The 14040-nt window shown below is 55.9% G+C and carries 12 protein-coding genes; 5 read left to right on the top strand and 7 right to left on the bottom strand.

The window, feature by feature from the left end; genetic code table 11:
* The first annotated feature begins 18 nt into the window (after positions 1 to 18).
* From IMCC3135_RS21335 to IMCC3135_RS21325, 3 genes are read left to right on the top strand one after another with little or no spacing between them, the layout of a single operon-like run.
* Positions 19 to 1149 (top strand): hypothetical protein, encoded by a 1131-nt coding sequence (locus IMCC3135_RS21335; RefSeq protein ID WP_088919438.1) that lies wholly within the window; start codon positions 19 to 21, stop codon positions 1147 to 1149.
* The gene (locus IMCC3135_RS21330; RefSeq protein ID WP_205737658.1) at positions 1139 to 2044 is read left to right on the top strand and encodes a metal ABC transporter substrate-binding protein; all 906 of its coding nucleotides are present in this window, start codon (positions 1139 to 1141) and stop codon (positions 2042 to 2044) included. The genes IMCC3135_RS21335 and IMCC3135_RS21330 overlap by 11 nt, the downstream gene beginning before the upstream one ends.
* A gap of 1 nt (position 2045) precedes the next feature.
* Complete coding sequence (locus IMCC3135_RS21325; RefSeq protein ID WP_088919436.1) at positions 2046 to 2873, top strand: metal ABC transporter permease; 828 nt, start codon at positions 2046 to 2048, stop codon at positions 2871 to 2873.
* 48 nt (positions 2874 to 2921) lie between these two features.
* On the opposite strand, the gene IMCC3135_RS21320 is transcribed toward IMCC3135_RS21325, so the two are convergent.
* From IMCC3135_RS21320 to IMCC3135_RS21310, 3 genes are read right to left on the bottom strand one after another with little or no spacing between them, the layout of a single operon-like run.
* Positions 2922 to 3938 carry an amino acid ABC transporter substrate-binding protein gene (locus IMCC3135_RS21320; RefSeq protein ID WP_205737657.1) on the bottom strand — a complete coding sequence of 339 codons (1017 nt, stop codon included), beginning with the start codon at positions 3936 to 3938 and terminating at the stop codon, positions 2922 to 2924.
* 2 nt (positions 3939 to 3940) lie between these two features.
* Positions 3941 to 5008, bottom strand: a complete 1068-nt coding sequence (locus IMCC3135_RS21315) for a hypothetical protein (protein WP_088919435.1) — start codon at positions 5006 to 5008, stop codon at positions 3941 to 3943.
* The gene (locus IMCC3135_RS21310; protein WP_157736163.1) at positions 5005 to 6108 is read right to left on the bottom strand and encodes a hypothetical protein; all 1104 of its coding nucleotides are present in this window, start codon (positions 6106 to 6108) and stop codon (positions 5005 to 5007) included. The genes IMCC3135_RS21315 and IMCC3135_RS21310 overlap by 4 nt, the downstream gene beginning before the upstream one ends.
* 245 nt (positions 6109 to 6353) lie before the next feature.
* Here IMCC3135_RS21310 and IMCC3135_RS21300 point away from each other — a divergent pair, with 245 nt between their 5' ends.
* On the top strand, positions 6354 to 7457 hold the full coding sequence (locus IMCC3135_RS21300; RefSeq protein WP_088919432.1) for a hypothetical protein: 1104 nt from the start codon (positions 6354 to 6356) through the stop codon (positions 7455 to 7457).
* 14 nt (positions 7458 to 7471) lie between these two features.
* The gene (locus IMCC3135_RS21295; protein WP_157736162.1) at positions 7472 to 8029 is read left to right on the top strand and encodes a TlpA family protein disulfide reductase; all 558 of its coding nucleotides are present in this window, start codon (positions 7472 to 7474) and stop codon (positions 8027 to 8029) included.
* A 44-nt stretch (positions 8030 to 8073) separates the two neighbouring features.
* Here the strand turns inward: IMCC3135_RS21295 and xylB are convergent, their stop codons facing one another.
* The 4 genes from xylB to IMCC3135_RS21275 are packed head-to-tail and all read right to left on the bottom strand — an operon-like array spanning position 8074 to position 13960.
* On the bottom strand, positions 8074 to 9537 hold the full coding sequence (xylB, locus tag IMCC3135_RS21290) for a xylulokinase (protein WP_088919430.1): 1464 nt from the start codon (positions 9535 to 9537) through the stop codon (positions 8074 to 8076).
* A gap of 30 nt (positions 9538 to 9567) precedes the next feature.
* Positions 9568 to 11277, bottom strand: coding sequence for a CRTAC1 family protein (locus IMCC3135_RS21285; RefSeq protein ID WP_088919429.1), 1710 nt, complete (start codon positions 11275 to 11277; stop codon positions 9568 to 9570).
* Complete coding sequence (locus IMCC3135_RS21280) at positions 11274 to 12731, bottom strand: di-heme oxidoredictase family protein (protein ID WP_088919428.1); 1458 nt, start codon at positions 12729 to 12731, stop codon at positions 11274 to 11276. The genes IMCC3135_RS21285 and IMCC3135_RS21280 overlap by 4 nt, the downstream gene beginning before the upstream one ends.
* Positions 12728 to 13960 carry an ROK family protein gene (locus IMCC3135_RS21275; RefSeq protein WP_088919427.1) on the bottom strand — a complete coding sequence of 411 codons (1233 nt, stop codon included), beginning with the start codon at positions 13958 to 13960 and terminating at the stop codon, positions 12728 to 12730. The genes IMCC3135_RS21280 and IMCC3135_RS21275 overlap by 4 nt, the downstream gene beginning before the upstream one ends.
* Between the last annotated feature and the right edge of the window lie 80 nt (positions 13961 to 14040).

Below are 14040 nucleotides of genomic sequence, written 5' to 3'. Positions count from 1 at the left end.
CATCAGGACTGATAAACCATGAATACGGGACGAATACACGCGCCGGGTATCGGCGCGTCCGTGGCATTGGCGCTGGTCATGAGCATGACAGCAGAGTCTGCACATGCCGAGAACCCTGAGCTCAGCTTCGTGCTCGACGGCTTCTTCAAATCAGAGGACAGTGCTTTGTCTGAACAAGGCAAGGGGTTTGGGCTGGGTCATACTGAACTGTCGTTGAGCGGCGCTGTGGATGATCTGTTCAGCGGTCGCTTGACCACGGTGCTTGAGAGTCACGAGGGCGATACCGAGTTGGACATTGAGGAAGCTTTCTTTGACACCGTAGCGCTGCCTTACGGCCTCGGTATTCGCGCAGGACGCTTTCTGTCGCAGGTGGGTTACCTGAATTCACGACATACTCATGCGGACAGCTTTACAGAGCGTCCAGCCTTGTATCGCGCTTTTCTCGGCTCACACTATTTCGATGACGGTGTACGCCTTGCTGGCCTGATGCCGGTGCCGTTCTTCTGGCAGCTTGGCGTCGAAGCCTTCAACGGCACAGCGCTGGCCGGTGGTGAGGCAGATCCGGCAATCGGCGTCTTCACACTCAAGTCCACCTGGGGCGGTGATCTCTCCGATGCCAGCAGCTGGCAGGCTGGAGTATCTTACTTGCGCAATCGTCTTGATGCCGTGCAAGAGGTGGTGGAAGAGGATGCAGATGAAGACGGACACGACCATTCACACGATGCGGCATACAGTGGCGAAAATATGTATCTGCTGGATTTTGTCTGGAAGTGGGCGCCGCAGGGAAATGCCAGGAATAGCCAGCTGACCTTGTCGGGCGAATATCTGTATGTCGATGAACTTGGCGATTTTGCCCAGGATAGTGATGTACACAAGGGCTGGTATGCCTCGTCGGTCTACCGTTTCCATTCACAGTGGTCGGCAGGGATCCGTTATGGAGAAGTGAATTTGAAGGCCGCTCACGGCGATCATTTTCACGACCAGTCGCTCAGAGAAACGGAAGTCATGCTCGGTTGGATGCGTTCCCATTTCTCGCAGCTACGCCTTCAATACACTCTGCAGGACGCGGAAGGCTTTGAGGATGCCAATGACACGCTCAGCCTGCAATACGTCATGACCCTCGGAGCGCATGGTGCCCATGAATTCTAGAATACAAATACTGGCGATGTGCGCGCTATTTTTCTCGGCAAGTCCTTTTGCGCAGGCTTCGCTGAACATTCTGGCGTGCGAACCGGAGTGGCAGGCGCTGGCTGAAGAGCTGGGTGGCGAGAGGGTGAAGGTGGAGTCTGCCACGCATGCTATGCAGGACCCACATCACGTAGAAGCCAGGCCATCACTGATCATCAAAGCGCGTGATGCCGACATGGTGTTCTGCACGGGAGCGGAATTGGAAATCGGATGGTTGCCGTTGTTGTTGGAAAAATCCGGCAACCGCCGTGTTCAAGTCGGGCAACCCGGACACTTTCTGGCAGCCTTGCAGGTTGAGCGCATCGAGGTGCCCCAGAAGGTAGACCGAAGTCAGGGCGATGTTCATGCGGACGGTAACCCGCATGTGTATCTGGACCCGCGTAGGCTGCTGGTTATTGCTGAGGCGTTCAGTGCGCGACTCCAGGCTGTCGACGCCGAACACGCCGAGTACTATCGTCAGCGCTTATCGATATTCTCGTCCGCTTGGACAGAAGCGGTGCAGCGCTGGGAGAAACGGGCCGAACCGCTGCGAGGTAAGCGAGCTGTTGTCTATCACAAGAACTGGAGCTACCTGCTGGACTGGTTGCAGATTGAGACCGTCGGTGATCTTGAGCCCAAACCCGGTATTCCGCCGACCAGCGGACATCTTGCCGAGTTATTGCAAACCACACGTGCGCAGAATGCCAATTTCGTGCTGATCGCGAATTATCAGAACAAAAGGGGTGCCCGCTGGCTGGCTGACAATAGTGACATTGCATTGCTGGAGCTGCCGTTCACGATTGGGGGAAACGACGAGGCCGATGACCTGCAGAGTCTGTATGACTCGATTCTCACCCTGTTGCTGACAGGAGGCTGAGGTGGACATACTGTTGATACAAATCGATGTTCTCTGGCCTGCCATGCTCGCAGGTATGCTGGTGGTTGCCACTCATGTGCCGCTGGGTCAGGAGGTGCTGCGTCGAGGAATCATCTTCCTGGATCTTGCCATAGCCCAGATAGCGGGCTTTGGTCTGGTTGCGGCGAGCACCTTTGGTATGGATGAGCATGCGCCTGTCCTTGGGCAGGCAATTGCGATATGCACGGCGATTGTCGCCAGCTTGTTGCTTTACCTATTGCGCAAGCATGACCCCAAAGAGCAGGAAGCCTTGATTGGTGTCGCCTTTGTCATGGCCGCTACAGGCAGCATTCTTCTGCTGGCCTCGGACCCACAGGGTGGTGAGCGCCTGAGAGATTTGCTGGTCGGGCAAATTCTGTGGACAAGTGCCACGCAGCTGTTCTGGGTGGCTATGGTCTACAGCTGCGTGCTGTTTGCCTGGTTCCGTCTGCGGCAGCAGCAGGGTGGCTGGCTTTTCTATCCGCTGTTTGCGGTCACGATCACCTTGTCCACGCAACTCGTCGGGGTCTACCTGGTGTTTGCCAGTCTGATCATTCCAGCGCTGGCGGTTCGTCGCCTGCACGGGCGGAGGGTGCGTGTGTGGGCCTACACAGTTGGCTTGAGTGCCTATCTGATGGGCTTGTTCATGTCGGCCTGGAATGACTGGCCGTCAGGTGCCACCATCGTGTGGTGTCTGGCGCTCCTCGGTTCTGCGTGTTACGGCGTTTCAGTGCTTTTGCCCGTGTCCGAGACTTTCACGCTTCGTGATGAGGATGGTGTCAGTCTGAGTGATAAAGCAGGGGTTCCTTAAACTGGCCAGATCCTTCCAGCCAGTCCCTTTTACAGCTGCTGTACCTGCTCAGCGAACGGGTGGTGCGTAGATCAAGCCGCCATTGGTCCATAGCTCGTTGATACCACGCTCAAGTCCGAGAGGCGTATCAGGGCCAAGGTGGCGGTCATACACTTCGCCATAGTTGCCAACTTGCTGAATGATGCGGCTGCACCATTGCTTGTTCAGTCCGAGTAATTCGCCCATGTTGTCGACAGCTCCGATCAGGCGTTGAATAGCCGGTGTGTTGGCGGTGGCAGGATCGTTGACGTTGCTGCTGGTCACGCCCAGCTCCTCGGCGTTGATCATGCAGTTAAGCGACCATCGTACGATGTTCTCCCAGCGTGAGTCATCCTGGGGAACCATGGGGCCAAGTGGCTCCTTGGATATGACTTCGGGTAATACCATATGTGCATCAGACTCGGGAAAGCCTGTGCGATGAGCTGCGAGTGCTGAGCGGTCAGCTGTCAGTGCCTTGCAGCGTCCCTCCTTATATCCTTCAGCTGCTTCAACCTCATCATTGAAAAAGACTGGGCGATAGCGAATATCACTGACGGCAAAAAAATCTTCTGCGTTCGGTACTGAGGTAGTATTTCTACCGACGCAGATCGGCTGGTTATCGAGTTCCAGTGCGCTTCTGATGCCACTGGACTTGGTGACCATGAAGCCTTGCCCATCGTAGAAATTGACGCCGGCGAATTGCCCGAATTGCGCGTTGCGCTCAAGTGTCCACGTCGTGTTTCTGGACAAGATGTCAAATGTGCCGGACAGCATGGCCGGGAAACGATCAGTCGTGGTTACCGGAATCATCTCCACCGCTTCGCTGTCATTGAAGACCGCGCTGGCTACAGCTCTGCAAATATCAATATCGAAGCCACTGTATTCACCCAGACTATTGGCTTTGGCGAAACCGGCTAGCTCCGCATTTACACCACAACGCAGTGCGCCACGATCGAGAGCGGTTTCGAGCGTCGCAGCTGAGGTGCTGTTGCCGCTGATGAGTGCCAGCAGGGCTGGTAGCAGGAGTCTTTTTCTGGATAGCATCATCTTTATTTTGGACGGTAGTGAATCAGTTCCACCGGTGTGGGAGAGTTGTCCGATGCGTGGCGATAACTGATCCGCGCACATGGGGCTATATAGGCAGATTCTGTCGGTACGCCCAGACCTGCCAGTTCTTCTTCAACACGAATGGCCCTGTTCAGGGAGGCCTCGTCACGTCCGTCTGCATCCAGGCAGGCTTTGATCAGCATGATGTCATCATCACTGAACTCGCGCACCAGCAAGCGTACAGCCTGCTTGTTGGCATTGCCCATTACCTGAGTCGTGTTGTCCTCGAATATCAGTACCGTGCGGCGGTGCTTGGAGTAGCGACTGAGATCCGGTACGCGGCGGCGTGTGTCACTTTCAAAATAGCGTTGCCGGGCTTCCGTGAAGACATATTCCTGCGTTGTGCGTTTGTCTTCTGGCAGCTTATCGAACTCGTTGACATCAATGGTGCTTGCCTTGAGGTTCGGGTCAGGAATTCCAGCGCGCTGTGCACCGCTGATGAATGCTGTGCTCTGGCCACCTTGTTCGGCAAAGATGTTGTCCGCCAACTGGATATCGGCAATTGAATCAGTTCCTGAGATAGTCATCAGGGATGAAGGGTAGACGGCATCGGCTTCAATGACGTACTCACGTGACAAGCGGATACGACCAACGGCAAGTCCATAGTTGGTGACCAGTCCGGACTCGGTCTCGGAAAGACTCTTGCTGTATGAGACGAAATTCTGTCCCTGGTCCGCATCGACCAGTTGCATGCCGAAGCCGGCATCCTCCAGTGCCCTGATCACCGCATTGCCAAAAGCGGTGAATGGTGTGTTGATCTGCAAGGTGACAGTGGCCGGGCGCATTTCTGGAATCTGCACCAGGGTGGCGACAAGGTTGGTGGCAATCAGCTGTAGATGAGCTCGCTCCAGTCCGCTGATTTCATTCAGGGAGGCAGCATTGCCTGCCAATCGGGGCAGCAAGGCTTCCTGGTCCACGCCTTGTGGACCTGAGAGCCCCGTACAGCCTGATAGCAGTAATGAAAGTAGAGTGACGCCTGTGCTCAGTGAGGCGGCAGGTGAAAAGCTCATGATTGACTCCGCCACAATTCAAGGACAACACCACGACTGGGAAACCGATCATCTGCCTTGGTCGGAGCCCAGCAACCTTCATCCAGAATTTGCTCGCGCGATACGCCGCGGGCCATCAATGCTTCGATTACGCGTCTGCCCCGACCCAGCGCCAGGCCTTCGTTGCCGATATCCAGAGCGGTGGGGCCGTTGCTGCAACCGACCAGGCTGATGACGTCGGTAGCTTCTAGCTTCTCATCCACAAACTGGTCAATCAGTTGCTTGTTGGTGTCGCCCAATATCATGGAGTCATTACCGAACACCACGATCTGACGATCCACTTGTTCATGGCCATCGAGAATGGATGCAAAGTTGGATTCTGTGCCGAAGAAAAGATTGGTGACTTCAACTTTACTGGAATTCAGAGCCTGTAGGCTGGGCCCGCGTGCGGATTGGCTTGTTGCGCTGTTGATAACATCGGGCGTAACCAGCGAGATGATGGGTGATTGCTCATCAAGACTCATCGCGGCGACGTATTGCACCTGTGAGAAGGCCGGGTTTGATACTTTGAATCGACCTGTCGGAGTATCTGCTACCGTGACCGGTGCGCGCGTGCCCGCAAGTTGTACAACGCTGGTAGGGGTAACGACGTTGTCGCGCAGCAGTTGATAATAACGAGTGGCTACCACGGGACCCACATTGAGGGATACCAGCACGCCATTCTCATCATCAATCGATCTGAGTTCATATTGCAGGTACTGAGCTCCCTGGTCGGCACTGACTCGCTGTATGCCAAAACCGTGTTCAGCCAGGACTTGGACGAAGTACTGCAAAATAGGATCTGCATTGCTTCTTGTCACTTGCAGGGTGGTATCGCGAGGATCAAAGATCTGCACGACGACGTCGCTCAGGTCGTTGACCATTGTCCGGTACGCTGTGGGTACCGGGGCGGCTTTCCCGAATATGTTCCGGTTGGCCTTATCGGCTATCAGGGACGCTGGAGAAATGGGAGTGTCGGTTACTGCGCAGGCACTTAAGGCCAGGGAGCTGCCTAGCAGGCAGATGGCCACTAGAGGTTTCCAGGCAGGATATTCGGCTCTGTTGCCGGAAAGTTGAATCACGGGTTTCTTGCTCCGGTTTGCGGATCTGTCAGCTTGTTACAGATAGGGTATCTGATTCGCAAGGTACCAACATGCCGAACTTGCGTGATGAATTCGGATCGATTCATGTTTTCTTTTGACGAGCTTCACTAAACGTGATCGGAGCCACCTTCTACAAGTATCAACCGCCGGTATAGTATCCGTAAATTGCCGCCGCTCCAGATAAGCTGTCTGGAATTCAGGCCTTCAAGGAAGATTTCAAGAAAATGCATCTGTCTCGATTCACTCTCGTATTTCTGTTGGCCTGCCTGCCTTTGGGCTGTGTCAGCCAGCCACCCCAAGCCGAAGACGAACTGTCTATTGCGGCTTCTGGGCAGCAGGGAGCGGAGCCTGTACAGATTATTGCCGGGAATTTTGTGAACACTTTGCGGCAGATCGATTTGCTGCAACCGGCAGAGACGACGATTAATCTGCTGCGAACTTCGCGCACCGATGAGTTCACCGTCGCCATGCAGATGGCGTTGCGGGCTGCAGGCTACGGGGTGCGCTGGGTCAACGATACGTCGAGTGGTCAATTGTTCCAGTATCGCCTTGAGCAGAAATCGGCCCAGAAAACTGATCAGGGTGCAGCTCAGCAGGCCACCTATGAAATGGCAATTGGCAGTGTCGAATTGCGTCGCAGCTTTCTGATGGCTGGTGTGGCTGGAATCAGTCCGCTCACGCCCTTGTATGTTCGCGGTGCCGACGCCAGTGCCATTATTCCCAATGATCGGGTATTCGCCAATACGGCTTCGGTAGTTGATCCGGTGCCTGTTGTCAGCCCGAATACCGAGGTGGCGACCGGCGAACTTGCGCAGGATACAGCAGGTACAAACCCAGAGGTCTCACCTCTGTCCGTACCTGATGAGGCTAATCCGTTGAATCCGGTCGTGTCCGGTGCTATCGCCAAGCAGAATCTGGCTTTGCCGTTGGCTAATTTGACGCGGGTGGAGAACGTATTTGATCTGGGGGAGTCCAACTTCGAAGATTTGCTGGCCGAGCATCGTGTCGTGGAGGAGCTGATCCTGTTGTTCCCTAACGACTCATTACGACTTGGTGCGGTTAACAAGAGACTGGTGGATGAAATGGTATTATCCTTCGAGCCAGAGTCGGATCTGTTTTCAGTGATCGGTTGTTCGCTGGGTCCAACGGAATTGGAAAGCGGTAATGCGGCATTGGCGCTAGGGCGGGCTAGTCGAGTACGCGAAGCGCTATTGTTTGCGGGTATACCGCAGAACAGAATTCTTGACGAAGGCTGCTGGGCAGGTGATAGTTCAGGCAACACATTGCCGCGGCGAGGTGTCGTGGTGACTCTCAATCGTCAGGATTAAGCAGAAAAAAATCGGTGAATTTGATCTTCAGTAAAGTGTCCTCTTTGTTGTGCTGGCCTGTCATGGGCAAGCGTCTGCTGGCTTGTCTGGTGGGCGGTTCACTACTGTTTGGTGCCGGGCTGGCGCAGTCCTTTCAACTCCAGGACATGGAAAGTAGCCGGGTCAATCTCAACGATTACGTCGGTGATGGGCGTTGGACACTGGTGATGTTCTGGTCGACCGACTGTATTCCCTGTGAGCAGCAAAAGCCCATGATTGAAGCCTTTCATCATGATCATCAGGCCAGTGATGCACGCGTAGTGGGTATTGCTCTGGATGGCATGGAGGCCGAGGCCGAGATTCAGAAACTGATCGATCGGCACAATCCGTCGTACCCGAATCTGGTCGTATTCACGGACGTGTTCCACCGCCAGTACAAGGAACTGACGGGCAAGGATTTTCGAGCGACACCGACCTACCTGCTGTATGACCCCTCCGGCAATCTTGCCGGCGCGCGCACCGGCATGATTGAAAGAGCGGCACTTGAAGCCGTTGTCGCCGGACCTGTTGCGGATACCAGCGCAGGAAGCTAGCACTTCAGCCCAGCTCACAAAAGTGAGCTGGCAGGCGAGTCCCTTCAGTTATTGGAGGGATGACGCATGATCGGAGCCAGTGCTTCGTAGGTGGCATGATAGCGTTCAAATTGCTCGGCAAAGGCGGCGCTGGAGCCATCAGGTTCTACCGTTCGCTCAATGAGCGGTGCGGTGCATACACTTAAGGGATCGGCTTGCTCGGCAGCAATCATTCCCAGTCGGGCAGCTCCGAGGCTGGCACCAAAATCACCATCGAGGGGGATATCCAGCGGGATGTTCAACGTATTGGCAATAACCCGCAGCCAATAGTCGGATTTTGCGCCACCGCCTATGGCGGCAGCCCGTTTGAGTGTGCTACCAGCTGATTGCAGTGCCAGTTGGCTATCCTTGAAGGCAAACGCCACTCCTTGCAATACGGCACGGGTCATTTCATCGGCATCAGTCGAGTGCTTGAGTCCCATGAAGACGCCACGTGCATCGGTGTCGTTGATGGGCGTTCGTTCGCCTCCCAAGTACGGCAGAAAGATCACATCCGTTGGCTCTGCCCGTCGCGAATCCAGCGGTGAGCTCAGTGCTTGCGGTGTGGACTTCATGGCTTTTGCAAGCCAGTTGAGCGCATCGGTTGCGGCGAGTATCACGCCCATCTGATGCCAGGTATCGGGCAATGCATGACAGAACGCATGCACAGCGCTCTGGGCATTGGGCTGGTAGCTATCGTTGGCTGCGAACAGCACGCCAGAGGTGCCCAGGGAGATAAAGGCATCACCGTCTGCTACTGTGCCCATGCCACAGGCGCTGGCTGCATTATCGCCGGCGCCACCGGCTACGACCACGCTATTGAGCATGCCGTAGCGTGTCGCGAGTGCTGTACGCAACTGGCCGGACACCTGTGTGCCTTCTACCAGGCGTGGCATGTGTTGCTGGGAAAGCCCGGTTGCCTGCAACAGCTCATCGGACCAGCAGCGCTTGGCAACATTCAGCCAGCCGGTACCGGCGGCATCGGACATGTCGCCGACATGTTCGCCTGTCAGCCACAAGCGAACATAATCCTTGGGCAGAAGTACTTTGGCCAAACGCGCAAAATTGTCAGCTTCGTGCTCGGCAACCCAGGCGACTTTAGGGGCTGTGAAGCCAGGAAACAGGATGTTGCCACCGATTTGGCGAAACTGCGGTGTATCCAGACGCTGAGCCTGTGCCTGGCTGCGAGTGTCGTTCCATAGCATGCATGGGCGGATGACCTGGTCTTGATCATCCAGCAAGGTAGCGCCATGCATATGGCCGGACAAGCCAATTCCACGCACCGCAGAGAGCTCCTTGGGGTGGCTTTGTCGAAGCGCATCCAGCGTCTGCTCGATAGCGCTGATCCAGTCTGAGGGGTTCTGTTCTGACCAGCCATCCTGTGGACGGCTGACGTCGAGAGCGGCGCTGTGGCTGGCAAGAATTTGTTGTTCGGCGTCCATGAGAACGCTCTTGACGCTAGAGGTACCTAGATCTATACCTAGAAACATGGTGTGAAAGTATCCGTAAGGTTGATTGGGTCAGGGTTTGGCGACGGGTGGAAACCATTGAATGACAGTGTCCTTGCCGCGCTCGATAATGACGTGATGATTGGCGAATAGTTTGAAGGGGGCGCTCCATTCGCCATCTGGCCACTGCACGCGAACGGTGGCGCGTTCGGCAACGCCCAATCCGACATGCACGAAACCGGCGTCTCCCGAAGCATGGCCACCGCCGACATGCAGTCGGCGGGTCTGCACTTGATTGCCTGTCTTGATCGACAGACGAGCGCCAATGGCGTGCCGGTTGGCACCGCTTTGCTGCAGCTCCAGTTTGAGCCAGTTGCCGCCGGGGCGTGCTCCTTGCCCGGATGCCATGCCAGCGTTGCGAAACAGGCTGACATTATCGCGGCGGTTAACGACGATGATATCAAGCAGTCCATCGGCGTTGAAGTCGGTGATGCTGGCACCACGGCCTCGACGGTCCAGAGCAATGCCCGCGGCCAGGCCTTGTTCGCTGAAGCTGCCGTCGGGGCGGCCGAGCAGGAGATTGTCAGGATCAAAGCCGGCAAAGTCATTCATGTTCTCGACGTTGCCCTTGGTTATGAACAGATCCAGACTTGCATCATTGTTGAGATCTTCGAACTGGGAATGCCAGCCGGTACTGGGTTTCAGATCATCGCCAATGTAGGGGCGGTGTGCCGTTGCGCCCCGATCCCAGGCCATGTCTTCGTAGCTGGGGCGATTCTCCTCGATAGCTTGTTGCAGATCCAGCACCTGCAATTTTGTGTCGCCCATAGAGGTCAGCGCGTACTCGGGATAGCCATCGGCGTTCAGATCTGCCTCTGCTATTCCCATACCCCAGATAATCAGTGGCTCCCAGCCGTCAGCGGTGCTGAAGAGGCGCGGGTAGCGACCACTATCCAGACGCCACATCTGTTCCTGTCCACCGCGGTAGTACTGCCTGTCGTTGGTGACACGCAAGGCGTCGGTGCCCGATTTATTCCAGTCGGTAAAGAGCATGGACAAGGCGCAGTAGCCGGGTGCCAATGGCTGCGCATCGGAGTAGTCCGGGATTTCAGGGGAAGCAGCCGCGCTTGCACCCGCGCTTGCACCCGCGCTTGCACCCGCAGCGGGGCGGTGCAGCTCGTTCGGGTGACAGGTGCCCCAGGGGGAGCCTGGAGCCGTCCGGTCGACATAGTTGCCAATGGCGAGTGTCGGAAAGCGCTGGCCCTGTTCAAAGCTGGCGCTGAACGCCGTTGTCCAGGCATTGCCGCCATTGAATTTCCAGGCGATGTTGGATGCGGTGAAGCTGCAATCAGGCCCGCCCTTGAATAGCTGGTTTTCGCCGACCCGCATGACGACCAGATCCAGAATGCCATCATTGTCGATATCTACAGGGTAGCTGCCAATGCTGCGTTCAAGCGATAAGGGGGTGTTGTTGATCTTTTCAAACTTCAGTTCGCCTCCCGGCTGACTGCGATTGATGAACAGGCTTGCCTTGTTCTCACCGCCTGCCAGATACAGATCGGGCAGGCGGTCCTGGTTGCAGTCGAAGGTGCTGACACCGCCACCGACAAAATATTCCCATGGACCTTCATAACGATGCAGCAGGCCGGCAACCTCGGACTGTTCAATCAATACCGGTATGTCGCCAGGGAAATCCTGCGCCAGGCTGGCATGGCTGAACGACAGTGATGCACTGATCAGTAGAAAAGCTGTCTGTATTGACGGTGTGATGAGAGTTCTCATGGTTCGATCGCCAGTGTTTTCAACCAGGCAATCAGCTCGCTTTGCTGGCGGTTCGACATGGCCTGCCAGGCATCGCGTGATGTGCGTGCAGCACCACCGTGAGCATGGATGACTTCGCTCAGTGTCGTCATGTCGCCACGGTGACCATAAGGCGCGGTCGAGGCAACGCCCCATAATTCGCTGGTCATGAAGACGTTGCGTTCAACAAATCGCTGTGAAAGTAGTTCATTTCCCAATGCCGACAATTGTTGGTCGGCAATGACATGCCGCTTCAAATCGCCGAACAAGGGAACCATCACGTCTCCGTTCTCATCGCGTTCCAGCTGGCTGGCCCAGTCGAGCAGTTGAAGGTCATAGATGGCATCGCTGCCTTCTCCGGTACGTAAAGTGCCGGCCGCATCCAGAGGACCGGGATCGGCAAAATCCAGAGACTCCAGTGGCAGGTAGAGCTTGTGGCAGTCCACACAGCCTGCCTCTGTGAAGTGTTTCTGGCCGGCGCTGGCTGCTGCCTGCCAGTCGATATCGTCAGGCTGGGTTGGAAAGGGGGGCGCAAGGCTGGCCTGCCAGGCGACCAGTGCCGACACATCGCCAATACCTATTTCGTTTTCCACGCCGTCCTCATCGTGATCGTTCTCACCAGTCCAGCGTGGACCGAACCGTTCAACGGCTTGCATGCCATGGTGCTGGTTCAAGGCATTGATTGTAAATTGCCGTAGTGAGGTCATGACCCCCTTGTGGGTGAAGGGCCGGATCACCAGATCGTGGTCTACGCCCTCGATACCCTCAGGATCTACCCGGCCATCGGGCATGACGCTCAGCGTACCGAAGTGAATGCCTTTGCTATTCAGGACTACAGACAAGGGTTTGCCAGTGCTGCGTGCCTCCATCAGGGCCTGAGTGCGTATGGCCTGCAAGTCGCGACTCATTTCGCGTGCCAGTAGCTCTACCAGACCCGCACCGAACAGATGATTGGTGTTGCGTTCGTTGGAAAACTGAGGATCTACGGTGTCGAAATCAGCATGCTGGAAACCTTCGGATACAAAAACGTTGGCGGAAAAATCTCCAGCGCCACCGCTCACTGGCACATTGTGGCAACTGGCACAGGCGTTTGCATCGAGGCCTGCAGTGCGTGAAAAACCACTTCTGGGGGCACGTTTGCGTTTGGTGGGAACAATGGCCTGAGTGGCCATCGGTCGGCCGACACCATCGAGACTGGTGAAGCGTGCGTTGAAAAGATGGTCACCGGCTGAAATCAGTTCCATGAGTTTGTCCCTGTCCAGACGACCCGCATAGTCCGTACTGAGAACCGGCTGTAGCAGAGCTCTTTCAGACCACGGCGTGAGGCTGGGTGCTGGCGTCTGCGCTTCATCGGCCATGGCAGTCTGGATGAGTGCAAGGCTGCCAGGAAAGCTTAGAACCATGCAGGCCGTTAAAAAAGTAGTGGGCAGTTTCATCCGGTCAGATCAATATCGGTTTTCTGGTCAGCGAATAATCGATCGACCTGGTTGAGGCTATTGTCTATCAGGCCCTGGCTGAGCAGGGGGTCATCCTGAGCGAAGCGATGCAGAAGTTCGGATGCTTCAGGGCCGTCGGGCAGGTGCGAATCGAGTATGGCGTGAATGCCGGTACGCATCAAATCGAAGGCCTCATCGTTATGACCTACCAGTGCAACGGGCATGGGGTCAAACAGGGTGAAAAGATTGACCAGTCCTTCACCAACCGCTTTGCCGGCGGTAACAAAAGCCTCGACTGTTGTCTGTTCGCCAGCCTGAGCGGCGGCGATCAGCAAGTCCATGCTCGCCTCGGTAACGCGACCAGCAGGTTCCTGATCGATAGGCTGAGCCTTTGCCAACCGTTCGATACCATAGTCGGCAGCGTAGGCTTCAATACAGCCGCGTCTGCCGCAACGGCACAGTGCGCCACCGGATTTGTAGCGCAAGTGGCCGATCTCCATGGCCGAGGAGCGTGTCCCTGCAAAAGGTTGGCCGTTGAGGTACAAGCCAAGTCCGACACCGTGGGAAAACAGAACCGTGGCAAAGGTTTTGCCCAACACCTCTGCCTGACTGCGGCTCAGTGCCTGGGCGATTAGCCGGCAATCGTTATTCACACTGATACTCACCGCATAACGCTGGCGCAACATTGCACCCAGTGGGATGTTGTGATCACGGATTATCGGCGACCAGAGCAGAGCGCCGGTGGCATGCTCGGTCTGGCCCTGAAAACCGACACCGATGTGACGCAGCCGCATTGCATCGTGACGTGAGAGCAACTCGTCAATGTTTTCACACAGGACTGCTAACAGCTGGCTAGCATCCAGTATTCGCGTCTCCAGGTATTGCTCCCGAGTAGCGCAGATCTTGCCCGCGTAGTCCACCAGGCGGATCCTTATACGGTCGATGGTCAGTGCGATCGTCAGTACATGGCCGGCAGCCGGGTTGAGTGATAACTGTGAACGAGGTCGGCCACGCAGATTCTTATCCAGATGCGTTGGATAACGTTCGCTGAGAAGAATGCCCTGTTCGACCATCTGGGAGCTGAGCATGGATATGGAGGCTGCACTAAGTCCTGTCAGAGCGCGCACCCGCGCAGGTGCACAAGGCCCTTCGGCACGCAAGGTGTCGAGCAGGCGTCGCCGGTTTTCATTGCGCAGATCGTCACTGCGAATAAGGGAAGACGGCTGCATTTGTTCTCTGGAGTTGTGGTTGTTGTGTGTTCTTGTCAAAAACAACTTGACACATTTGGCCGGTGAAGTCACTATTTATT

The organism is Granulosicoccus antarcticus IMCC3135 (assembly GCF_002215215.1).
Classification (GTDB): Bacteria; Pseudomonadota; Gammaproteobacteria; order Granulosicoccales; family Granulosicoccaceae; genus Granulosicoccus; species Granulosicoccus antarcticus.
This window is presented reverse-complemented; position numbering and strand designations above follow the sequence as displayed.